At 72.5% G+C, this 22,573-nt stretch carries 20 protein-coding genes and 1 pseudogene; 11 read left to right on the forward strand and 10 right to left on the reverse strand.

Annotated elements, in window-relative coordinates:
* Positions 1-61: 61 nt before the first annotated feature.
* The 4 genes from KKZ08_RS03790 to KKZ08_RS03805 form a co-directional block, all read right to left on the reverse strand.
* Positions 62-1,630, reverse strand: coding sequence for an FAD-dependent oxidoreductase (locus KKZ08_RS03790; RefSeq protein WP_223773080.1), 1,569 nt, complete (start codon positions 1,628-1,630; stop codon positions 62-64).
* Entirely contained in the window at positions 1,627-2,346 is a 720-nt protein-coding gene (locus KKZ08_RS03795) for a methyltransferase domain-containing protein (protein WP_223773081.1), read from the reverse strand. Before KKZ08_RS03795 ends, KKZ08_RS03790 begins: the two co-directional genes overlap by 4 nt.
* Positions 2,343-3,587: a lycopene cyclase family protein gene (locus KKZ08_RS03800; protein ID WP_223773082.1), complete on the reverse strand. Its 1,245-nt coding sequence runs from the start codon at positions 3,585-3,587 to the stop codon at positions 2,343-2,345. Before KKZ08_RS03800 ends, KKZ08_RS03795 begins: the two co-directional genes overlap by 4 nt.
* Positions 3,588-3,707: 120 nt before the next feature.
* A complete protein-coding gene (locus KKZ08_RS03805; protein ID WP_223773083.1) occupies positions 3,708-4,685 on the reverse strand; it encodes a helix-turn-helix domain-containing protein in 978 nt (325 codons plus the stop codon).
* 115 nt (positions 4,686-4,800) lie between these two features.
* On the opposite strand from KKZ08_RS03805, the gene KKZ08_RS03810 reads away from it, so the two are divergent.
* Positions 4,801-5,850 (forward strand): saccharopine dehydrogenase NADP-binding domain-containing protein, encoded by a 1,050-nt coding sequence (locus KKZ08_RS03810; RefSeq protein WP_223773084.1) that lies wholly within the window; start codon positions 4,801-4,803, stop codon positions 5,848-5,850.
* A 20-nt stretch (positions 5,851-5,870) separates the two neighbouring features.
* Here KKZ08_RS03810 and KKZ08_RS03815 read toward each other — a convergent pair whose 3' ends face one another.
* From KKZ08_RS03815 to KKZ08_RS03825, 3 genes and pseudogenes are all read right to left on the reverse strand, one after another.
* Complete coding sequence (locus KKZ08_RS03815; protein ID WP_223773085.1) at positions 5,871-6,236, reverse strand: VOC family protein; 366 nt, start codon at positions 6,234-6,236, stop codon at positions 5,871-5,873.
* 121 nt (positions 6,237-6,357) lie between these two features.
* Positions 6,358-6,744 carry a VOC family protein gene (locus KKZ08_RS03820; protein WP_223773086.1) on the reverse strand — a complete coding sequence of 129 codons (387 nt, stop codon included), beginning with the start codon at positions 6,742-6,744 and terminating at the stop codon, positions 6,358-6,360.
* Positions 6,741-6,946 (reverse strand): annotated as a pseudogene (locus tag KKZ08_RS03825) (transcriptional regulator); the annotation flags it as partial. The gene KKZ08_RS03820 and the pseudogene KKZ08_RS03825, both read right to left, overlap by 4 nt.
* A gap of 458 nt (positions 6,947-7,404) precedes the next feature.
* On the opposite strand from KKZ08_RS03825, the gene KKZ08_RS03830 reads away from it, so the two are divergent.
* Complete coding sequence (locus tag KKZ08_RS03830; protein ID WP_223773087.1) at positions 7,405-8,145, forward strand: trypsin-like serine protease; 741 nt, start codon at positions 7,405-7,407, stop codon at positions 8,143-8,145.
* A gap of 90 nt (positions 8,146-8,235) precedes the next feature.
* Here KKZ08_RS03830 and KKZ08_RS03835 read toward each other — a convergent pair whose 3' ends face one another.
* The gene (locus tag KKZ08_RS03835; RefSeq protein WP_223773088.1) at positions 8,236-8,832 is read right to left on the reverse strand and encodes a CGNR zinc finger domain-containing protein; all 597 of its coding nucleotides are present in this window, start codon (positions 8,830-8,832) and stop codon (positions 8,236-8,238) included.
* Positions 8,833-8,936: 104 nt separating this feature from the next.
* On the opposite strand from KKZ08_RS03835, the gene KKZ08_RS03840 reads away from it, so the two are divergent.
* The 4 genes from KKZ08_RS03840 to KKZ08_RS03855 all read left to right on the forward strand — a co-directional run bounded on the left by KKZ08_RS03840 (position 8,937) and on the right by KKZ08_RS03855 (position 14,239).
* Positions 8,937-10,124: an epoxide hydrolase family protein gene (locus KKZ08_RS03840; RefSeq protein ID WP_223773089.1), complete on the forward strand. Its 1,188-nt coding sequence runs from the start codon at positions 8,937-8,939 to the stop codon at positions 10,122-10,124.
* Positions 10,125-11,885, forward strand: a complete 1,761-nt coding sequence (locus tag KKZ08_RS03845; protein WP_223773090.1) for an ABC transporter ATP-binding protein — start codon at positions 10,125-10,127, stop codon at positions 11,883-11,885.
* Positions 11,882-13,654 (forward strand): ABC transporter ATP-binding protein, encoded by a 1,773-nt coding sequence (locus KKZ08_RS03850; protein WP_223773091.1) that lies wholly within the window; start codon positions 11,882-11,884, stop codon positions 13,652-13,654. Before KKZ08_RS03845 ends, KKZ08_RS03850 begins: the two co-directional genes overlap by 4 nt.
* Positions 13,655-13,768: 114 nt before the next feature.
* Positions 13,769-14,239, forward strand: a complete 471-nt coding sequence (locus tag KKZ08_RS03855; RefSeq protein WP_223773092.1) for a DIP1984 family protein — start codon at positions 13,769-13,771, stop codon at positions 14,237-14,239.
* A 328-nt stretch (positions 14,240-14,567) separates the two neighbouring features.
* Here KKZ08_RS03855 and KKZ08_RS03860 read toward each other — a convergent pair whose 3' ends face one another.
* Complete coding sequence (locus KKZ08_RS03860; RefSeq protein WP_223773093.1) at positions 14,568-15,515, reverse strand: LysR substrate-binding domain-containing protein; 948 nt, start codon at positions 15,513-15,515, stop codon at positions 14,568-14,570.
* A 154-nt stretch (positions 15,516-15,669) separates the two neighbouring features.
* Here KKZ08_RS03860 and KKZ08_RS03865 point away from each other — a divergent pair, with 154 nt between their 5' ends.
* Positions 15,670-16,971, forward strand: coding sequence for a cytochrome ubiquinol oxidase subunit I (locus tag KKZ08_RS03865; RefSeq protein WP_223773094.1), 1,302 nt, complete (start codon positions 15,670-15,672; stop codon positions 16,969-16,971).
* A 40-nt stretch (positions 16,972-17,011) separates the two neighbouring features.
* Positions 17,012-18,034, forward strand: coding sequence for a cytochrome d ubiquinol oxidase subunit II (gene cydB, locus KKZ08_RS03870; RefSeq protein ID WP_223773095.1), 1,023 nt, complete (start codon positions 17,012-17,014; stop codon positions 18,032-18,034).
* A 461-nt stretch (positions 18,035-18,495) separates the two neighbouring features.
* Here the strand turns inward: cydB and KKZ08_RS38580 are convergent, their stop codons facing one another.
* Positions 18,496-18,633: a hypothetical protein gene (locus KKZ08_RS38580; RefSeq protein ID WP_263303329.1), complete on the reverse strand. Its 138-nt coding sequence runs from the start codon at positions 18,631-18,633 to the stop codon at positions 18,496-18,498.
* A 153-nt stretch (positions 18,634-18,786) separates the two neighbouring features.
* Here KKZ08_RS38580 and KKZ08_RS03880 point away from each other — a divergent pair, with 153 nt between their 5' ends.
* From KKZ08_RS03880 to KKZ08_RS03890, 3 genes are all read left to right on the forward strand, one after another.
* Positions 18,787-19,371, forward strand: a complete 585-nt coding sequence (locus tag KKZ08_RS03880) for an ATP-binding cassette domain-containing protein (RefSeq protein ID WP_263303330.1) — start codon at positions 18,787-18,789, stop codon at positions 19,369-19,371.
* 98 nt (positions 19,372-19,469) lie between these two features.
* Positions 19,470-21,203, forward strand: a complete 1,734-nt coding sequence (cydC, locus tag KKZ08_RS03885) for a thiol reductant ABC exporter subunit CydC (protein WP_223773097.1) — start codon at positions 19,470-19,472, stop codon at positions 21,201-21,203.
* Positions 21,204-21,328: 125 nt separating this feature from the next.
* Complete coding sequence (locus tag KKZ08_RS03890; protein ID WP_223773098.1) at positions 21,329-22,570, forward strand: aromatic ring-hydroxylating dioxygenase subunit alpha; 1,242 nt, start codon at positions 21,329-21,331, stop codon at positions 22,568-22,570.
* Positions 22,571-22,573 lie beyond the last annotated feature (3 nt).

Genomic DNA, 22,573 nt, shown 5'->3' on the forward strand with positions numbered 1-22,573 from the left:
TCCCCGGCTGAGCCCTCACCCACCCGCACGGCACCGAACAGCCGACCCGTTCAAGCGCCGCTCAGCCGCTCCCGTCACCGGCCAGCCGGTCAAGTGCCCGCAGGAGCGGCGTCCTGCCCCTGACCGGGACGGTCCACAGCGTCTGCCCCCGCAGGCCCCAGCGTTCGAGCAGGGCGTTCGCCGCGAGGAAACCCGTCGTGGCCGCCCGTTCCATCAACGCGACCGGCAGATCGCTGCGCACGATGTCGCCCGCCACCATGACGGCCGGGTCCGGTGTCCGTACCGTCGGTCTGTTGCGGTAGCCGCCGACGGGGAAGAGCGGGCAGTCGGCGTGCCATACGTGACGGGCGTCGACGATCCGGGCGTCGCGGGTCTCCGGGTAGAGCCGGTGCAGTTGGGCCGACAGGCTTCGCCGCACCGCCGCCCGGTCCGCGGCCGGGTCGACGGCGTACGCGTGCAGCTCGATCACCGAGCCTCCCGTGCGGGCCGACCAGCGGGCCGCCTCGCCCTCCCAGCGCTCCAGCACGCTGACGTTGTCCAGGGGGCCGTAACCGCTCGTGCCCAGAAAGCCGGGCCGGTCCGACGCCACACGGCGGTCGAGCCAGAGCCGGGAGACGAGGAAGGGCGGCGCGGTGCCGAGGCCCGTGATCCGCGCCCGCCACGCGTCGTCGTCGATGAAGCGCGGCGACTGTCCCACGACACTCTTCAGGCCCTTGGCGTCCAGGGCGAGCACGACGGCGTCGCAGCGCTGCTCGCCGTCCCCGGTGACGACGTGGAAGCCGCCCCGCCGCGCGGGCTCCACGCTCTCGACGGCCCGGCCGGTGCGGATGTCGGCCCGGTGGCCGGAGAGATAGCGGGCGAGCGGGTCCCACAGCGCGGCCGGGAACGGTTCTCGCACCACGTCGAACAGCAGGCCCTCACTGGACCCGAGGAAGTAGATGTGGAACATCAGGGCAAGTTCGGCCGCCGAGAGGCGCCGCGGGTCGGCGAAGAAGCTGCGGGAGAACACCTCGAACGCCAAGTGGTGGGCCGCGCGCGGGAATCGGATCCGCTCCAGGAACTCCCAGGCGCTGATGTGGTCGAGCCGCCGGTAGACGCCGGGCACGCGTACGTCGAGCAGGGGCAGCGCGGCGCGGGGGTCCATGCGCGTCAGGTCACGCCGGCCGAACGTGGGGCTGAGGGCGACGAAGCCGAGGGCGCTCCACGGAGGGGTGCGCGGCACCCGCGCGAAGCTGTCCTGGAGGCCTCCGCTGTGCCGGAGCGGGTAGTCGGGCAGGCCGTGGAGCATATTCAGGGCAGGATCGGCCCGGCGCAGCAGACCGCGCAGGTTGTAGTACTGGCGGAAGAACGCGTGGAAGCCGCGGCTCATGGTGACCGTGGAGCCGTCGGCGAGTTCCTCGGGCCAGCCCCTGAGCCGGCCTCCGAGTTGGTGCTCCCGTTCGTACACCGTGACGTGGACGCCGCGCTCCGCCAGTGCGGTCGCGGCGGCGAGGCCCGCGATGCCGCCGCCGACGACGGCCACGCGCGGCGCGGCGCCGGAGATACGGGGCGCTCCCTGCGGGCCGCGTACGACGTGCGCCCTGCGGTCACGTCCGTGGCGGGCGCCGTCGTGGGCCGCACGTCCCCTCATCGCCCGGCGCCCGGGGCCTGGGCGGTCACGGTGTGCACGATGCCGGTCTGCCAGCCGGGCATCGGCAGCACGCGCACCTCGCGGAACCCCGCACGCCGTACCCGCGCGGCGAAGGCGGCCGCCGTGTCGAAGTCGACGACGCTGCGGAAGAGGTGCCGGTAGAGGCGACGGTCGCCGGTCAGGGTGCCGGCGGGCAGCACCACGCCGTGGAACACGGCGGTCCACACCGCGCGGTCGAGCGTCCGGCCGCTGAGCGTGTACTCGTGTACGCCCAACCGGCCCTCTGGAGCGAGGAGTTCACGCGTCGCGGCCAGCACGGCGTCCGGGTCGGCGAGGTTGCGGAAGAGGTAGGCCGCGAAGACCGCGTCGAAGGGACCCCGGACGCCTGCCCGGTCCAGGTCCTCGGCCGCCGCGTGGACGAAGCTCACCCCGGGCGGCCACCGCTTGGCCTCCGCTCGGTCCAACATGCCGCGCGAGGCGTCCACCGCGACGATCTCGGCCAGCGGCGCCGCGCGCAGGAGGGCGCCGGTGGACGCCCCGGTGCCGCAGCCGAGGTCGAGGACGCGCAGCCCGGCGCCGCCGTCGGGCAGTCCGAGGCGCCGGGCGGAGCGTCGCAGGTGGGCGTGGTAGCCGGGGTTGGCGGCCACCAGACGGTCGTAGGCGGGGGCGGCGTGATCGAACGCGGCGGACAGGGATTCGTCGCGCAGCAGCGTCATCTGGGCGTCTCTTTCCGTTCGTTGCCGGTCGGGTCGCCCGGCGGCGTGGTGGTGGCGTCCCAGGGCAGCCGGGGCAGCCAGGGCAGCTCCGCGACGGTGCGGAGCATGGGGCGGACGGGTGTGCGCAGGCCGATCCTGAAGTCCTCGTCCCACCGGGTGCGCCCGTCGAGGAACCGCAGCAGCCGTTCCGTCGGGACCGTGCGGAACAGGCCGGTGAGGAACGCCGCTCCGTCCACGCGTCCGGAGTCCAGGGCGCGCAGCATGACGGCGTCCATCGCCAGGGCGCGCCGCGCATGGGGCGGCGGGGGCACGGGCGTACAACCGCGGTGGTACGCGCTCGCGATGGCGCGCGCCTGCCGTCGCACTGTCGCGAAGGTGTAGCCGGTCGAAGGCCGTGTCGCCCCGCCTGCGGTGCCGATGCGGAAGACCGAGCGGCCGACCCTACGGGGAAAGCGGGCGTCGGTCATGGGGATGACGCCCTGCTCGACGCGGCCCACCTCGAAGCGGCTGATGCCGAGCCGGTGCGTGACGTGGCTGCGCAGCGCTTCGTCGTACGCGTGCTCGTCGAGGACGGTGCGCGAGAACTCCGTGTACTCGACGAGGGCGTCGTACGGAGTCGTGGGCAGCACGTACGCGAAGGACAGGCCGTGTGCGGGCTGGGGTGTACGGAAGTCCATCAGGTCCGCGAGACGCGGTTCGAAGACGGGCCGGGCGGTGCGGACGAACCAGCCGCGGAAGTGCTGGAGGAGGGCGGTGCGGGCGGGCGGCGGCGTACGGAGCGGGCGTGAGTCGAACACCCATCGGGCGCGCACCGTCAGCGGGTTGCCCTGGGCGGTGACCCCGCGCACCTCCGCTCCCCCGGGCACGTCGCGTACGTCCTTGACCTCGGCCGCCAGGCGCCGCACGCGCGGTTCGCGGTCCAGGCGCGCCGTGACCAGTTCCTCGAAGGCGCTGGAGCGGAGCATCTTGTAGCGCAGCGGGGCCGGGGAGCCGACCACGGCTGCTCCGTCGGGAGCGCGCACGCGCAGGGTGTCCCAGGCGCCGGACAGTGCCGTGTCGAATTCGCCGTCGCGCGCCTCCCAGAAGCACCAGGTCCGCTCGGAGGGCCGGGCGGGGCCCTCCGGGGCGTCGATGAGGGCGATCGAGGGGCACGTACGTCCGGGAGGGGCGGCGCAGAGTTGGTACGCGAGGGACAGTCCGGCCGCGCCGGCGCCCACGATGGCGATCTCCGCGTCGTTCATGCCGCACATGCCGCACCTCGTCCGTCGTCTCGTGCCGTCAGCATTCCTCAGCGAGGGGGCCGTGGGGCGCAGGGACATGGGCGGGCGGAGCTGTCGGCGCAAGGCATCCGCCTCACGGCATCAGGGGCTCCGTCGCTCCGTACCGCTGTCGTCATGGTCGGTCCGGGAGCGGAAGGTACGGCGGTAGCTGTCCGGGGGCACGCCGAGGGTGCGGTTGAAGTGCCGTCGCAGCGTGGTGGCGGTGCCCATGCCGGTGGCCGTCGCGATGGCGTCGATGCTGTCGTCGGTCTGCTCCAGCAGTTCCTGGGCGAGGCGGATCCGCTGGGCCAGCAGCCATTGCAGGGGGGTGGTGCCGGTCCGCGCGCGGAAGTGGCGGCCCAGCTGTCGTGAGCTCATTCGGGCCCGCCGCGCCAGGTCCTCCACGGTCAGCGGCCGGCCGAGGCGTTCGATGGCCCAGGGGAACAGCGCGGTGAGCGGGTGGTCGTCGCGCGCGGGCACCGGGGCGGTGACGAACTGGGCCTGGCCGCCGGACCGGTGCGGCGGGACGACCAGGCGGCGCGCGACGGCGTTGGCGACGGATGAGCCGTGGTCGAGGCGGACGAGGTGCAGGCACAGGTCCAGTGCGGCGGCCTTGCCCGCGGAGGTGAGCACGCTGCCGTTGTCCACGTAGAGGACGTCGGGGTCGACCTCCACCTCCAGATGGCGGGCGGCCAGGGCGTCGGTGTGCGCCCAGTGCGTGGTGGCGCGCTTTCCGTCCAGCAGGCCGGCGGCGGCGAGCACGAAGGCGCCGGTGCACAGCGAGGCCACGCGGGCGCCCGCGGCGTGGGCCGCGCGCAGCGCGTCGACCAGTTCGGCGGGCGGGGCCACGTCGACGTCGGCCCAGCCGGGGACGATCACGGTGTCGGCGAGCCGAAGGTGGTCGAGGCCCTGGTCGGGCTCCAGGCGGAAGCGGCCGAAGGGCACAGGGGCCGGCCCACAGACGGAGAGGTCGTACCAAGGGACGGTGACCGCGGCCGGGGCGGAGCCGAAGACCTCGTGGGCCACGGACAGTTCGAAGTGCAGCATTCCGTCGGTGACGGCCAGCGCGACAGTCCTCATGTCCGAAAGTGTATGGGGCATGTCGTTTCGGACACTCACAGTTGATTGTTCAACCACGACAGGATGGTCTCGACCGATCAGGTCGGGCACAGGATTGAGAACTCAGGGAGAAGTCATGGCAACGGGGCAGACGGTGACGGTCTACGGCGCGTACGGACACACGGGCCGGTTCGTGGTGGCACACCTGCTGGAGCGCGGGTTCGTCCCCGTCCTCTCGGGGCGCGACGCCCACAAGCTGCGGGCACTGGCGGACGGACACCCCGGTGCCGATGTCCGCCCCGCGTCGGTCGACGATCCGGTCGCGCTCGACCACGCACTGGCCGGAGCGGCCGCCGTCATCAACTGCGCGGGGCCTTTCGCCACGACGGCCGCCCCCGTGGCCGAGGCGGCCCTGCGCGCCGGGATCCCGTACGTCGACGTGGCGGCCGAGATCGAGGCCAACGCCGACACGTTCGCGCAGTTCGCGGACCGTGCCCGCGCCGCGGGCACGGTGGTCCTCCCCGCGATGGCGTTCTACGGCGGCCTCGGCGACCTGCTGGTCACCGCCGCCATGGGTGACTGGACCACGGCCGACGAGGCGCACATCGCGTACGGCCTCAACAGCTGGGAGCCCACCGACGGGACGCGGGCCGCGGGCAAGGTCTCCGCCGAGCGGCGTGGTGGCCGCCGCGTCCGCTTCACCGGCGGGCAGCTGGAGTACCACGACGACGCACTCCCCACCCTGGAGTGGCCCTTCCCCGCCCCGATGGGCCCGCGGGCCGTCATCGGCGAGTTCACGATGGCCGACGTCGTCACCGTCCCCAGCCACCTGTCCATCCCCGAGGTGCGCACCTACATGACGGTCGAGGCGGCCGGCGGTGTCGTGGCCCCGGACACGCCGACTCCCTCCGCCGTCGACGAACTCGGGCGGTCCGCGCAGACGTTCCTCGTGGACGTCGTCGTACGCTCCGGGGACGCGGAGCGGCGCGCCGCGGCGAGCGGCCGGGACATCTACGCCGTGACCGCGCCGCTCGCGGTGGAAGCGGTCGACCGCATCCTCACCGGGCGGACCAGGACCGTCGGCGTGGCCTCCGCCGGCGAACTCTTCGACGCGGCCGACTTCCTGAAGGCGCTGTCCCCGCACATCACCCACAGCACCCGCATCACCCCGGAACCGCGCCCGTGACGGCCGGGCCGCCGAGTTCGTCAGGGCCGGTGGCAGACGGCCTCGACGTTGTGGCCGTCGGGGTCGCGGACGAAGGCTCCGTAGTACGACTCGTGGTACTCCGGCCAGAGCCGGGGCGCGTGCAGGACCTCGGCGCCCGCCGTGAGCGCCGCGGCGTAGAAGGCGTCCACGGCGGCGCGGTCGGGCGCGGCAAAGGCGATGTGCAGCTCGCGTGTGGGCGAAGGGGCGCTCACGGGGACCAGCCACAGTGGGTGGCCGGTGACGCCGAAGCTGATGTTCTCGCCGTACTGCTTCTTGCGCTCGCCCCCGAGTGGAGCGAGTACGACGTCGTAGAAGGCGGCGCTGGCCGCGCCATCGTTCACCTGGAGGGCTATGTGATCCAACATGCGGCCACCTTGCACCACTTGAGCGGGGCCGTCGCGTGGTTCTCCGCCCGGAGGACGCGGTGCCGGGCCACGACGGCGGGTGCCCTGCTCGAAGCCTTCGCAGGGCGCCGGCCCTCGCGGCTCAGTTGGTGTGGGCGATCTGGATGAGGTTGCCGCAGGTGTCGTCGAGCACCGCGGTGGTGACCGGCCCCATGTCGGCCGGCTCCTGTGTGAACCGCACGCCGAGGCCGCGCAGGCGGGCGCATTCCGCGTGCACGTCGTCCACGGCGAAGGACGTGAAGGGGATGCCGTCCTTGACCAGCGCTTCCTTGTACGGCTTGACGGCGGGGTGCTCGTCCGGCTCAAGGACCAGTTCCGTGCCGTCGGGGTCGTCCGGCGAGACCACGGTCAGCCACCGGTGCTCGCCCAGCGGCACCTCGTCCTTCTTCACGAACCCCAGCACCTCCGTGTAGAAGCGCAGGGCCTTGTCCTGGTCGTCCACGCAGACGCTCGACAGGTGGATCCTCATTCTCCGGTCTCCGGTACGTCGGGCTTGAGCCACCGGGTGACGATGCGCTCAAGCGGTTCAGTGTGGTCAGGTCGTGGAATTTGTAGCGGCCCTCGCGACAGGTCCGTATGAGACCCGCGGACTCCAGCACGGCGAGGTGCCGGCCGATCACCCGAGGGGGCGAACCCAGGCCGCGCCTGGTCGTCGGCCGCGCGCGGATCTCGGACCCTCGCCCGTCAACGGCCGCGAAAGACCAAGGCGTGTTTGATCATGTGAGGGATCGCAAGTCCACACAGAACGCCACACTCTGTCGCGGGAGGCTTTCCCGCGCCTTCTTCGCGCCGCCACACCTCCGGACAAATGGCGCCGGCCGCCGGCAGGAACCGCGGCGCGCGGGCCGGCGGCCACGCCCGCCCCACCCCGACGAAGAGGGCAATTGAAGCCCAAGTACCGCCAGTCGCCCGGGAAATGGCCCGTACGGGACCCGCACTCCAGGGAGGCGAACGGAATTCCGGCGTAGACCTCTTGCGCCGCTGACGACTCCTCTGCCACATTCACCCAAGCCAGCGATGGCATGGACGCGTCACGAGCAACCCCGCCTCTGGCGCGTGCACTCCGACTGCATACCTATGCGGTCTCGTCCTCATCAGGACGTCTCATCCCCACACAATGGAGACGAACGTGCGAATATCCAGACTCCTCCCCGCGCTCGCGGCCACCGCACTCGCCGTTCTGGGGCTCGCCCCCACGGCAGCGGCCCAGACCGCAGGCGTCCGCGCCGACACGCCCGCCGTGGCGTCCGCCAACGGACCCCAGCCGATCATCGGCGGCGGTTACGCCAGCAACGCCCCCTGGGCGGCCCGGCTCTTCTCCAACGGCCGGCAGACCTGTAGCGCCTCGATCATCGCCCCGACCTGGATCCTCACCGCGAAGCACTGCGTCAGCGGCGGCGGCCTCTCGTTCCGCATCGGCAGCCTCGACCAGACGTCCGGCGGCACCATGGCCAACGGCGTCAGCGTCTACAACCACTCGGGCTCCGACCTGTCCCTGGTCAAGCTCGACCGCTCCGTGGCGGGCACCTACGCACGCCTCGGCAGCCCGGGCTCCGTGTCGGTGAACCAGACCGTGCAGGTGTACGGCTGGGGAGCGACGTCCCAGTGCGGTTCCGAGATCAACTGCCAGTCCCGGCTCCTCAAGGTCGCCAACGTCGTGGTGACCGGCGGCTGCCGCGACGCCTACCAGGGCCAGGCCATCTGCGCCCGGCGCGGCGACGGCATCACCGCGGGCGGCGACTCCGGCGGCCCGATGATGGCCAATGGCGTGCAGGTCGGCGTCGCCTCCACCAGCGACCGCCAGACCACGACCGCCTACACGAACGTGACGGCGTACCGCTCCTGGATCCAGAGCATCGCGGGCGTCTGACAGACCGTCCGGGGCTGAGGCCGAGGCCGAGGCCGCGGCATCGCTCCCGCTTTCCGTCGCCTCCGCGCTCTCAGCCGCGCGGAGGCGACGTCATGCCCAGGATGCGGCCTGGGCGTCGGCCGATCCGGAGTTCCTGCGCTGGTTGGCATGGAAGCGCGCCTTCTTCTGACGATTCCCGCACGTGTTCATGTCGCACCACTTGCGCGTGCGGCTCCGGCTGGTGTCGAAGAAGGCGGCTCGGCAGGTCGGTGACGCGCACAGGGCCAGCTGCCCGTCTCGCTCGCCCGCGATGACGCTGATCGCGTCGGCGGCGATCACGCCGAGGGCGTCTTCGACGCAGGAGGCCGCGCCGAGTTGCCACCGCCGCTCGCCCTCGGGCGTCAGGACGGCCGCGGCCCGGCCCCGAGCGCTGAAGTCATTGATGACTTGGACGGCCGACGCGGGCAGCGCCTCCTGGAGCGCGGCCGCTGTCGCGGCGGCGTGGATCGACTCCCTCAGTTCCCGGGCGCGGTCGAGCTGGGCAGTGGTGCAGGACGCCACGGCGAGGCCGCTCACCGTCAGCCAGTCGACGAGCCGGTGCGGGGCGGGAATGCGCTCCACGGCGTCGCCATGACGCTCCGACAGCGTGCCCGTGAAGCTGGTCGCCAGCACGTTGCCGAGGCGGAAGTCAGGGAATCCAGCGCGCATGGAACCACCTTAGCCGGTTGCGGAGTTGCCCGGAGGACTGCTAGAACCGTCATAGCCGGTTCACGGTAGGTCGTGGCCGGTTCCCCGACGGCCAAGGAGGTCTCATGCCCTGTCCCAGCAGCGACGTACAGGCATTTGAAGCCCGCGCGACCGACGCCGACCTCGACGATCTGCGCGCGAGACTGGCCGCGGCACGGCTGCCGGAGGCCGAGACGGTCCATGGCTCCGCGCCCGGTCCTCGCCGATGGGAGCAGGGCGTTCCGCTCGCCGATCTCGCCGATGTCGTGAACTACTGGCGCACCGGGTACGACTGGCGGTCGTTCGAGGCGCGCCTCGACCAGATCGGCCAGTTCCGCACGGTCATCGACGGACTGGGAATCCACTTCCTGCACCGCCGATCCGCGCGCGCGGACGCCACTGCGCTGCTCTTGACGCACGGCTGGCCGGGCAGCATCGCCGAGTTCATCGACGTGGTGGACGAACTGGCGGATCCGAAGGACGCGGGCGCGCCGGCGTTCCACGTCGTGGTCCCGTCGCTGCCGGGCTTCGGTTACAGCGACAAGCCGGCCACCACCGGATGGGGAACCGAGAAGATCGCGGCCGCATGGGTGGAACTGATGGGAAGGCTCGGCTACGCCAGGTTCGCGGCCCACGGCGGCGACTGGGGAGGCAATATCACCACGGTTCTCGGCGGCAGGTTCCCGGCGCACGTTCTCGGCATCCACACGACGTTCGCGGAGGCGCCACCCGGCCTGACGACGGACGGACTGACGGCGGTCGAGCGCGAATGGACCGAGGAAACCCGCCATTTCTGGCGCCACCGCGCCGCGTACGCGAAGCAGCAGGCGACCCGGCCGCAGACCATCGGCTATTCGCTCGTCGACTCACCGGTCGGACTTCTCGCCTGGATCCTCGACAAGTTCGCCGAGTGGTCGGACACCGAGGACAGCCCGTTCGAGACGATTTCCAGAGACCGCGTCCTTGACGACGTCACCCTGTACTGGCTGACGCGGTCCGGCGCGTCGGCGGCCCGCATCTACTACGAAAGCCACAACTCTCTCGATCCCGAACTGCGGATCGACGTCCCGTCGGCGATCACCATGTACCCCCGCGACACCGAGAAGTGTCCGCGCCCATGGGCACAGGAACGGTACCGGCGGATCGTCCGATGGAATGCGCCCGACGCCGGGGGGCATTTCCCGTCGCTGGAGGTTCCCGAGTACTTCGTCAGAGATCTGCAAGAGGGCCTCGGGGCAGTGCTGGCAGCAACGGCGATCACTAACGTGTGGTGAATGGAACGTTCGTACGCGGATCCGGGGGCCCCGGACTGTAGAAGTGCCGCGCGGTATCTGTGGTGGCTGATCACCAGTCAGCGCCGCCGGATCGCCGGCGGCGCGCTGCTGGGCAGCGCCTGGATGGTCTGCCTGACGCTGCCGCCGTACCTGCTGTCGCGCGCCATCGACGACGGCCTCGAGCCGGGTGAGTGGCCCGTGCTCGTCGGCTGGGTGGCGGCGTTGGCGGGTGTGGGGGCATTGAACGCGTGGCTGGCCGTCATGCGGCACCGCACGATGACCCGGGTGCGGATGGACGCCGCCTTCCGTTCCGTGCAGGTGGTGGTCAGGCAGGCGACCAGGCTGGGCGGGGCGCTGCCGCGCCGTGTCACGGCCGGAGAGGTCGTCACGATCGGGTTCGGTGATGTCGCCGTGATCGCCGCCACGTTGACCATCACCGGCCCCGGTGTCGGGGCGGTCCTCGCCTACATCGTCGTGGCCGTCCTGCTGCTCACCGTTTCGCCCCTGCTCGCCGTGGTGGTGCTGCTCGGTGTGCCGCTGCTCGCGGTGCTCGTCGGTCCGCTGCTGGGGCGCCTCCAGGGCGCCGAGGCGACGTACCGGGAGCTACAGGGCGGGCTCGCCTCCCGGTTCGAGGACATGGTCGGGGGCCTGCGCGTCCTCAACGGCGTCGGCGGCAAGGATGTGTTCGCCGAGCGCTACCGGCGCGGCTCGCGGGCGCTGCGGGCGGAGGGGTACCGCGTCGGCTCGGTGACCAGCTGGGTGCAGGCCCTGGGCGTCGGCCTGCCCACGCTGTTCCTCGGGGTCGTGACGTGGCTGGCTGCCCGGATGGCCGCACAAGGGGACATATCCGTGGGCGAGTTGGTCGCGGTCTACGGATACGCCGCGGTCCTCGTGGTGCCGGTCTCGTTCTTCATCGAGGGCGGGTACGACCTCAGCCGCGGACTGGTCGCTGCCCGCAGAGTCATACGTTTCTTGGCCCTGGAGCCCGATTCCGCCGACAAGGAGGCGGCTTCCGACGGGCCAGGGCCGCCGTCCACGCTCCGTGATCCGGCATCCGGCGTCGAGGTGGCGCCCGGAAGGCTGACCGCGTTGGTCAGCGCCCGGCCGGCGGAGTCCGCGGCGGTCGTCGACCGTCTCGGCCGGTTCGTCGGGTCGGCCGCGACCTGGGGCGCGATACGCCTCGACGAGATCGACCTGACGCAGGTGCGGCGGCGGATCCTGGTGGCGGACAACGAAGCGGATCTGTTCGCAGGACCGCTGCGCGACGTGATCTGCGGGTGGGGCCGGGACGAGGTAGCCATCGGCCGTGCCGTGTACGCGGCCATGGCACAGGACATCGTCCGCGGCCTGCCGGACGGACTCGACTCGCTGATCGAGGCGCGGGGCCGCAACCTCTCCGGGGGCCAGCGGCAGCGCGTCCGCCTGGTCCGGGCCCTGCTGGCCGACCCCGAGGTGCTTCTGGCGGTCGAGCCCACCTCCGCGGTCGACGCGCATACCGAGGCGGCCGTCTCGGCCCGGCTGCGCACCGCACGGGCCGGCCGCACCACACTCGTCACCAGCACGTCACCACTCCTGCTGGACCAGGCGGACGTCGTGTACTACCTGGTCGACGGCTCCGTCGCGGCCGTCGGCAGCCATCGTGAACTCCTGGACGGGCAGCACGGCTACCGCCGCCTCGTGTCGCGCGACGCGGACGACGAGGACCACGGACCCACCGGCGACGCAGGGCCCGTCCCGTCGCCCCGCGAGGCCGTGCGATGACCGCCGGCCCCCGGGCAACGGCCCGATCCCTGCCCATCGCCGAGCCGTTCCGCGTACGCCGGGCGACGCTCCGGTTGATCCGACGGGACGCCGGCGCGTTCACGGCCATGATCGGCCTCAACGCGCTGGCCGCCGGTGCCGGGCTCGTCGGCCCCTGGCTGCTCGGCCGCATCATCGACGACGTCAGGGGCGGGGCCGGGGTGGCCACGGTGGACCGCCTCGCGCTCGCCATGCTCGGCTGCGCGCTGGCGCAGCTCGTCCTGGCCCGTTACGCCGGTTACGTCGGGCACCGCTTCGGCGAGCGGACCCTGGCGCGTATGCGCGAGCAGTTCGCCGACCGGGCGCTCGCGCTGCCCGCCGCGGTGGTCGAGCGGGCGGGGACGGGTGATCTGATGACCCGCGGCACGGCCGATGTCGCCGCGGTCGGCGCCACCCTCCGGGACGCCGGACCCGAGGTCCTCATCGCGGCGGTCCAGGCGCTGTTCATCCTCGGGGCGGTCTTCGCACTCGACCCGCTGCTCGGCGCCTGCGGGGTGCTCGGCCTGCTCGGCATCTGGTTCGCCGCCCGCTGGTACCTGCGCCGGGCGCTCACCGCGTACCTTGCCGAGGGTGCCGCCAACTCGGCTCTCGCGGAGCAGCTCGCGGCCACTGCCGCGGGCGCCCGCACGATCGAGGCCTTCGGTCTACAGGAGCACCGCATGACGGTGTGCCAGGAGGAAGTCGAAAGGTGCCGGGCCGCCCGGACCCGGACACTGTTCCTGCGCAGTGTGCTCTTCCCGGCCGTGGACATCTCGTACGTCGTTCCCGTGGTCGGTGTGCTGCTGATCGGTGGCGTGCTGCACGGTCACGGCGCGGTGAGCCTCGGCACGGTGGTCGCCTCGGCCCTGTATCTGCGGCAGCTCTCCCAGCCCCTGGACACCATCCTCCAGCAGATGGAGCAACTGCAGAGCAGCGGCGCCGCCTTCGCCAGGATCGAGGGCCTCGGCCCGGCCACGCCCGTACCACCGGCCGCCCCGCTCACGCCGGCCGACGACCGGATCGAGGTGGCCGGGGCGCGCTACGCCTACGACGACGGGGGCGACGTCCTGCACGGCGTCGACCTGACGGTCCGGCCCGGCGAGCGACTGGCGGTCGTCGGCCCCTCCGGGGCGGGAAAGACCACCCTGGGCAGGCTGCTGGCCGGGGTGGACAGGCCTCACACCGGCTCGGTGACGGTAGGGCGGGTACCGGTCGCCGACCTGGAGCCCGGCCGACTGCGCCGGCACGTCGTCCTCGTCACCCAGGAACACCACGTGTTCCTCGGCACGGTCCGGGACAACCTGCGGATCGCCGCCGCCCGCGCCACCGACGCCGAACTGCGCGAGGCGCTCGCCGCCGTCGGCGCCACCTGGGCCGACGATCTGCCCGACGGGCTGGACACCGACCTGGGCCATGAGGGGCACCGGCCGGACGGCGCCCAGGCGCAGCAGCTGGCCCTGGCCCGCGTGGTGCTGGCCGATCCGCACACGCTGATACTCGACGAGGCCACCGCGCTCCTGGACCCGAGGACCGCCCGGCACACGGAACGGGCCCTGGCCGCCGTCCTCGAAGGCCGGACCGTCATCGCCATAGCGCACCGCCTCCAGACGGCCCACGACGCCGACAGGGTGGCCGTCATGGAAGAGGGCAGGCTCACCGAACTCGGCACCCACGACGAACTCGTGGCAGCCGACGGCGCCTACGCCGCGCTCTGGCGCTCCTGGCACGGCGTACGGCCTCCTTCCTCCTGAGCTCGCCGAGCGCGCTGAACTCGCCCGAGCCCACGGCACCGGCCCCAGCAGCGCATTCGTATACTCGTGCGAGATCACGACGAGCGGGACAGCGAGACACGGGACAGTGGGACAGTGAAGCTTGCCGAGGCGTTGGCGGCACGGGCCGACGCGACACGTCGCGTGGAGCAATTGCGGGCGCGCATCGTCAGCAGCGCGCGCTATCAGGAGGGCGAGACGCCCGCCGAGGACGCGGCGCGGTTGCTGGCCGAGGTCACCGAGGTGCTCGGCTCGCTGGAGGACCTCATCCGCCGGATCAACCGGACCAACGCCGCGACGGACATGGGCGAGGACGGCACCCTCACCGACGCGCTCGCGCGGCGGGACGTCCTGCGGCTGCGGCATTCGGTGGTCACGGCGGCGGCCGACGCGGCCGCGGGGACGGGCGAGCGGGGGTACGGCCGGCAGCTCCGTTCCGAGCTGGTGATGCTCGCCGCGCTGCCGGTCGCGGAGCTTCGCGGTCAGGCGGACGCGCTCGCGCGGGACATCCGGGAGATCGACGTGCGCATCCAACGCGCCAACTGGGAGGTCGACCTGCTGGACTGAGCGGTCCGGCAAGAAGTCACGATGTGGAGCAGGTAGCCGTCGTGGAGGCGTGCACAACCGAGAGCCGGCGGTTTCCGGCTCACTCCTGGCGCGTGAAGAGCAACGCGGGGGTTCGATTCCCCGTCAACAGTGCAGCTCAGCACCGCGTACAGGTGACAGTGCACCGCGCACAGCACATCACCACGTGCAGATCCACGACGGCGAGGGCGGGTTCGGGGTTTCCACATCGCGGGGCGGTACAGGGCTCGCGTCGCTCACGCCTGCTCGCGGCCACCGCGCTGCTCCGGGGTTCATGAAGCGGCTGCTCGACGCTCCTGGCCAGGGCCGCTCAGGAGGCGCGGTGGGGCGAGCGGCCGTCGGGTGCCGACTCGCCGCGCGGTTCGGGGAGGCGGCGCGTCACGAACGGCCTGCCGAGGGTGAACTCCTTGAACTTCAGGGCCGCTTCGGACAGATGGGTGTCGCGGTTCCACACGAGCGTGAGGACGCGGTGGCAGTCGGGCGCGTCGACATGCACCCAGGCGACGGGGACGCGTGTCTCCGTACCGACCTGGCGGGACACCGCCGGGATGAGACCGATGCCGAGGCCCGCGCTGATCATGTCCTGGCTGGCGGCCGGTTCGTCGCTCTCGCAGGACAGCAGCGGAGTCAGCCCTTCCGACGCGAACAGCCGGTCCAGGAGGGCGCGTTGCCAGTGGCCGACGCGGGTGGAGACGAAGGGCTCGTCGGCGATCTCCGGGATGGTCACGCTCTCCCGGCCGTCCAGCCAGTGCCCGTACGGGACGGCGAGCAGCACCTCCTCCCGTGTCAGCTCGACCGACTCGAAGTTCGTTCCGGTCAACGGCTGCGACGCCACACAGAAGTCGACCTCCCTGGCACGCAGCCGACGGTCCATCTCCTCCGCGTTCGACTGGTAGAGCCGTACGTCGGCGCGGGGGTGGGCGGCACGGAAGCGGCCGAGGAGCGGGGTGACCGTCAGCAGGGTCTCGGAGGCGACGCTGACCCTGCCGAGGCCCGTGTCACGGGCCTCGCGGACCGCCCTGCGCCCGTCGTCCAGTTCGCTCAGGGCACGGTCGACGTGGCGCAGGAAGATCACGCCGTACTGATTGAGCCGGATGCGCCGGCCCTGCCGGTCGAACAGCGCCGAGCCGAGGTCGGCCTCCAGGCGCGCGATGGCACGGCTGAGCGAGGGCTGGGCGACCCGTAGTTCCTCGGCGGCACGGCTGATGTGCTCGTAGCGGGCGACGGCCTGGAAATAGCGCAGCTGAAGAAGATCCACGGTCCACCTTCACTTATGCCTTCTGGGTTATCTGCACATGACTAAACCGGTCTTGGAATGCATAAGCAATTCTCTCTACCGTCGTCCTCAGCACCCGTTCCATCCGCCCCGTCCGCCGTCCCGACGGTCGCTCGTCCCCCAGGAAGGTCGCCTCATGAGCGCTGCGGATCTGGCCCGACTCCAGTTCGCGGCCACGACCGGCATCCACTGGCTGTTCGTGATCCTCACCATGGGGCTCGTCCCCCTCGTGGCGGTCATGCACACCCGGGCCGCGTTCACCCGTGATCCCGTCAAGAGAGCCCTCCGGGAGCGCACGACCCGCTTCTGGGGACAGCTCTACGTCATCAACTACGCGGTCGGCATCGTCACCGGCCTCGTCATGGAGTTCCAGTTCGGGCTCAGCTGGAGCGGTCTGAGCAAGTTCGCGGGCAACGTCTTCGGCGCCCCGCTGGCGCTGGAGACCCTCATCGCCTTCTTCGCCGAGTCCACCTTCCTCGGCATGTGGATCTTCGGCTGGGGGCGGCTGCGCGGAGGCGTGCACACCGCGTTCATCTGGCTGGTCACGCTGACCGCGTACGCGTCCGGGTACTGGATCCTGGTCGCCAACGGATTCATGCAGCACCCGGTCGGCTACGAAGTACGGGACGGCGCCGCCCACTTGACCGACTTCGCGACGCTGCTCACGAACTCCAGCGCCCTGGTCGCCCTCCTCCATCTCACGCTGGGCGCCCTGACGACGGGCGGTGTCTTCGTCGCCGGTGTCAGCGCGTACCACTTCCTGCGGGGCACCAAGGAGACCGAGCTCTTCCGCACCTCGCTGAAGCTGGGGCTGTGGGTGTCGACCGTCGCCTCCTTCTTCGTCGTCATCGTGGGCGAGATGCAGCGGCCCGTCATCGAGCGCACCCAGCCCATGAAGGACGCGGTGCTGGAGAACAGCGGCGTCGCCGAGGTACAGGCCCAGCTGGTCAAGGAGCACGGGCCGGGCGACTACGTGCCCTGGCAGGACACCGTGCGGATCTCGATGGACGTCATGACCATCATCGGCAACACCGTCTCCACCATCACCTTCATCGCCCTCTTCCTCCTGTGGAAGGACCGTCTGATGCGCTGGCGGTGGGCCTCCTGGATCCTGGCGGTGACGGTCCCGTTCCCCTTCGTGGCCTCCGTCGGCGGCTGGGTCGTCCGCGAGGTCGGGCGCCAACCCTGGATCGTGTACGGCGAGTTGACGGTCGAGGACGCCCTCTCCCACGTCGGCAGGGCCTCGTTGCTCGTGTCCTGCACCCTGTTCGTCGCCATCTTCCTCGCCCTGGCGGTGACGAACTGGGCCCTCATCACGCGCTTCGCCCTCCGCGGGCCCGACGCCACACAGCTCGGCGCCACCGAGCCGCTCCCGGACGACGTCCCCGAGGGGCCGGAGGGCAGCGCCGACGAGAAGCAGCCGTTGCCCGCGCTGTGAGCTTCCCCCCTCCCCCCGCCGCTACGGAAAGTTGAGCGAGATGAATCTGGAGACCCTCTGGCTGGCCCTCCTCGGCCTGCTGCTCGCCGGGTACTTCGTGCTCGGCGGCTATGACTACGGCGCGCAGATGCTCCACCCCTTCCTCGGCCGCGACGGCCAGGAGGAGAAGCGCACCAGCGGGAACGCCGCGCTCGACGCCATCGCGCCGTTCTTCCTCGGCAACGAGGTCTGGCTGGTCGCCTTCACCGGCGTCCTCTTCGGCGCCTTCCCGCACCTGGAGGGCACCCTCCTGTCCGGCATGTATCCGCTGATCGTGGCGATCCTCGCCGGCCTGGTCCTCGGCAACGCCGCGATCCAGCTGCGCGGCCGCGCCCGCGGTGCCGGCGGCCGTCGGCGGTGGGCCGCCCTGATCGTCTTCGGCGGCGCGCTGCCCGCCGTGTGCTGGGGACTCGTCCTCGGGCTGCTGCTCCACGGCGTGCCCCGCCGCGCCGACGGCAGCTTCCACATCGGGGCCGGTGACGTGCTCACCCCCTTCGTGCTGGGCTGCGGCCTGACCACCGCGCTGCTCTTCGCGGCGCACGGCGCGGCCTTCGTCGCCCTGCGCTCGGGACCCGAAGTGTCCCTCAGGGCAGCGCGGTCGGGGGCGCTCCTGCTGCGGGCGACCGGAGCCGTGGTCTGCCTCCCCCTGCTGCTCACGCTCTTCGGCGCGGGCGCCTCGATGAACAACCGCGTGACCTCGGCGGTACTCGCCGTCCTGTTCGCGGCGGCGCTGGCCGGTGCCTGGTGGTCCCTCTCGCGCGGACACGGCGTCCGGGCGTTCGCGGCCACCTCCTGCGCGACCGCGCTGCCGGTGCTGCTGGTGGGGGCCGGCCATTACCCGTACGTCCTGACCGACGCGGCCGGCGGTGGGCTGACGATCCACCATGCGGTGACGGACGGCGCCACGTTGAAGATCCTCTCCGCTTTCGGCGTCTTTTTGATCCCGGTGATCCTCGCCTACCAGGCGTGGAGCTGGTGGGTCTTCCGGGGGCGGACGGGCCGCCGGCACCCCAGCTACTTCTGAAGCGGCACGAGTACTGCGGCAACGAGCGCTTCTCCTTCTGAAGCCGCCCGATCGACGAAAGGCACCGCCATGAAGCCGGCCGAACGCCGCCTGCTGCGCGAACTCCCCGCGCTGCGCCGCCACATGACGTGTTCCGCGACACTGGCGCTGCTCGGCGCCGGGCTCGTGGTCGCCCAGGCGGTGCTGCTCGCCGGGCTCCTCGCGGACGGGTTCGCGGGCCGGGGCGTCCGGACCGCGCCGCTGGCCGCGCTGGGCTGCGTCATGGCGCTGCGCGCACTGCTGACGTGGGTCCGCGGCGCGTTAGCGCAGCGCGCCGCGGCCGACGCCAAGCGGGCCCTGCGGGAACGGATCACCGGGCGGTTGCGGCGCACCGGGCCGCTGCGGCTGGCGGCCCGCCGTCACGGTGAGACGGCCACGCTGCTCACGCGTGGCCTCGACGCCCTTGACCCGTACGTCGTCGGCTACCTGCCCACGATGACGGCCACCGCGGTGGTGCCGGTGACGGTCGTGGCCTGGCTGGCGTGGACCGACTGGACCTCGGCGCTGATCGTCGTCGTGACGCTGCCGCTGATCCCGGTGTTCGGCGCGCTGGTCGGCATGCGCCGCCACGGCGCGGCACGCTGCCGGCGCCTCGCGGCACTTCCTGGACGTGGTGGCGCACGCTGCGCGCCTTCGACGCGGTCACCGAGACCGCACGGGGCGCTGCGCCCGCCCTGCGGCAGGTATCCCTCGACGTCCGCCCCGGTGAGCATGTGGCGCTGGTCGGCCCGAGCGGGGCCGGGAAGTCCACGCTGCTGGCGCTGCTCCTCGGCTTCGTGGCCCCCCGCTCCGGCCGGGTCGAGGTGGGCGGCATCGACCTCGCGGACCTCGACCTCGACGCGTGGCGTACGCAGGTGGCGTGGGTGCCGCAGCGTCCCCATCTGTTCGCGGCGTCCGTCGCGGACAACATCCGCCTCGGGCGGCCCGACGCGAGCGACGCGGAGGTGCGGGAGGCGGCGCGGGCGGCCTCGGCCGATCTCTTCGTCGAGGAGTTGCCGCGGGCGTACGACACGGTGCTCGGCGAGCACGGCGCGGGGCTCTCCGCCGGGCAGCGCCAACGCGTCGCGCTGGCCCGGGCGTTCCTCAAGGACGCGCCGGTCCTTCTCCTCGACGAACCGACCGCCCACCTCGACCCCGAGAGCGAGGCCGCCGTCACACGCGCCACGGTCCGCCTCATGCGCGGCCGCACCTCGCTCGTGGTCGCGCACCGCACGAGCCTGCTGCCGCATGCCGGCAGGATCGTGACGGTACGCGCGGGAAGCCTGACCCTCCCCCGGCCCGGCCTGGTGGCGTCGTGACGGGGCGGGGTGCCGTGCGTCAGCCGAGTACGCCACACCTGGCCGACGCCGACCGCACCCACCCCTCAGCCCCCACACACAGAAAGACCGGTGGCCCCATGACCCCCCGCAGCAAAGCCACCACCCCCACGCCCCCTTCCCGCCCCACCCTCCGCCTCCTGCGGCACCTCCTGCCGCACTGGCGGCGGCTGTTGCCCGCCGTGGTCGCCTCGGCCGGGAGTGAGCTTGCCGCCGCCGCGCTGATGGCCACCGCCGCCTGGCTGATCACCCGGGCCGCGGAGCAGCCGCCGATCGCGTCCGTGAGCCTCGCGATCGTCGCCGTACGCGCGCTGGCCCTGGGGCGGGGAGCCCTGCGCTACGCCGACCGGCTCCTCGGGCACGACGGCGTGCTGCGGGCCGTCGCGGGCTTCCGTATCCGGGTGTACGAGGCACTGGTACCGCTCGCCCCCGCGGGCACGCCCGCCTTCCGGGGCGGCGACCTGCTGACCCGCCTGGTCGACGACGTGGACGCCGCGCAGGATCTGCTGCTGCGGGTGCTGTTCCCGGCCGTGGCCGCCTGCGCGGTGGCCGTCGCCGCCACCGGGACGGCCATGGCGCTGCTGCCCCAGGCGGGCTTCCTGCTCGGGCTGCTCCTGGCCGTGGCGGGGCTGTGCGTCCCCGCCCTCGTGCTGGCGCTGTCCCGTCGTTCGGGCCGCGCCCAGAAGGCGGCACAGGGTGAACTGGCCGCCCTCACCGTGGACTTGACGCAGGGAGCCGCGGACCTCGCCGCGTACGGGGCCCGGGGCCGCGCCGACGAGCGGGCCCGGCGCGCCGCTGCCCGGATCGCCGCCCTGGAGCGCCAGGGGGCACTGACCACCTCGCTCGCCTCGGCCGTGGTGGTGCTGCTGCAAGGCGGGGCGACGGCCGGCGTGGCCTGGCTGGCGCTCCGCGCGCACGCGGCCGGTGATCTGGCCGCCGTACATCCGACCGTCCTCGCGGTGCTCGCGCTGGTCTCCTTCGAGGCCCTGGGGCCGCTGCCCGCCGCCGCCCGGCGGCTGGCAGACGTACGGGCTTCCGCGCGCAGGCTGGCCGACCTCTTCGACACGCCTCCCCCGGTCACCGAACCGCCCCCCGCCGACCCGCTCCCCGTCGACGAGCCGCTCGGCGTCGAGATCACCGACCTGCGGGTGCGCCACCGCCCCGACGGCCCCCTCGCCCTGGACGGGGTGAGCCTGCGGCTGCCGCCCGGCCGCCGGGTCGTGCTCCTCGGCGCCAGCGGCTCGGGCAAGTCGACGCTGATCGCGGCGCTGATGCGGTTCGTACCGTACGCATCCGGGAGCATCCGCGTCGGCGGGCGGGAGCTGCGTGGTCTCACGGGCGCCGAAGCCCGGCGCGCGATCACCGGCATGACCCAGGACGCGCACGTCTTCCATGCCACGATCCGCGCCAACCTCCTCCTGGCCCGCCCCGGCGCCACGGACGACGACCTGCGCCAGGCGGCCCGCAGGGCGCGGCTCCTGGACTGGGTCGAGTCGCTGCCCGACCGCTGGGAGACCCTCCTCGGCGGGGACGGCGCCGCGATGTCGGGCGGCCAGCGCAGCCGTCTGCTGCTGGCCCGCGCACTGCTCGCCGACCCGCCCGTCCTCGTCCTGGACGAACCCACCGAGGGGCTGGACCCGGACACCGCCACCGCCGTGCTCGCCGACATCCTCGACGCCACGCGGGGCCGCACCACGCTCCTGGTCACCCACGAGCGAACGGGCCTCGGCGCCGCCGACCTGATCGTGGACCTGGACACGTGCTCACCCGGCCGCCGGTTCCCGGCGCGCGAGGCGCAGCCGATGTGCCAGTAACCGTACGGATACACCAGTAATCCGAAGGATGTACCGGAATGTCGTCCCCGGCGGCGATTCGCCGCCCGCGGTGGCGACCCAGCATGGAAGGACGAGACCAGATCCCGGACAAAGGCGGTGGCACCATGCTGCACGACGTATCCGACGGACCTCACCCCCGGCACGACGGGCTACAGCCCCTCCTCGACGAGCTGGCCCGCATCGCCGCGCTGCCCCTGGAACGCGGCGAGACCCTGCCCGCCCGCGCCTACACCGACGAGAGCTTCCACCGGCTCGAACACGACCGCGTCTTCCGCGGCGACTGGCTGTGCGTCGGCCACGTCTCCCAGGTCGCCGCGCCCGGTGACTACCTGCGCACCGACGCGGCAGGTGAGCCGCTGGTCGTCACCCGCGACGAGGAGGGCGGCCTGCACGCGCTCTCCCGGGTGTGCAGGCACCGCTTCATGGACATCCTGCCGCCCGAGACGACCCCGGAGCAGGGGTCCCTGGAGCGCCTCATGTGTCCGTACCACACCTGGACCTACCGGCTGAACGGCGAGTACGCGGGGCAGTTGGCCGGCGCACCGATGATGAGCAAGGTCGACTTCGACCGCGCGGCGTGCCGACTGCCCCAGTACCGCTTGGAGGAGTGGAACGGGCTGCTCATGGTCTGCGCCGACCCGGCCGTGCCGCCGCTCGCCCCGCAGCTGGCGGAGCTGACCGACCGGCTCGCGCCGTACGGCCTCGCGGACCTCGTCGTCGCGTACACGGACCGGTGGGAGGGCGTGCCCGCGAACTGGAAGGTCGCGTTCGAGAACGGCTCGGAGAACTACCACCACATGGGGACGCACGCCTCCACCCTCGACACCCTCGTCCCCGGCAAGGACACCGTCGTCGACGAGAGCGAGGGGCGCTGGTTCAGCATGTACACGCCGTTCGCGCTCGACGCGCCGGGCCTGGCGGAAGGGGACGCTCCGAGGGTCGGGCCCCTGATCCCGGGCCTCGGTGAGCGGCAGCTGTCCGGCATGACGGTCGCGGGCTTCTTCCCGAACCTGGTGATGGCCCTGCTGCCCGACAGCGTCACCTTCGTGCGCTGGGTGCCCACGGGCCCGGCCACGCACGACGCGCTCGTGACGGTGCTCGTCCCGGCGCGGGCCGAGCGGGACCCGGACTTCGGCGCGTACGTCGAGGCGTCCCGGCGGCAGTTCGAGGTGATCCAGAACGAGGACCTGGTGGCGGTGCGGGGCGTGCAGCGGGGCCTGGCCACCGACCCCGCGCCCTCGGGCGGACGCTTCTCGCATCTGGAGCGGCCCCTGTGGCAGTTCCAGCGGTATCTGGCCGACCGCCTGGCTCCCGCGGACCCGGTCCCGGCCCCCGCGCGGCGCTAACCG

Origin of the sequence: Streptomyces sp. 135 (assembly GCF_020026305.1) — a bacterium.
Classification (GTDB): Bacteria; Actinomycetota; Actinomycetes; order Streptomycetales; family Streptomycetaceae; genus Streptomyces.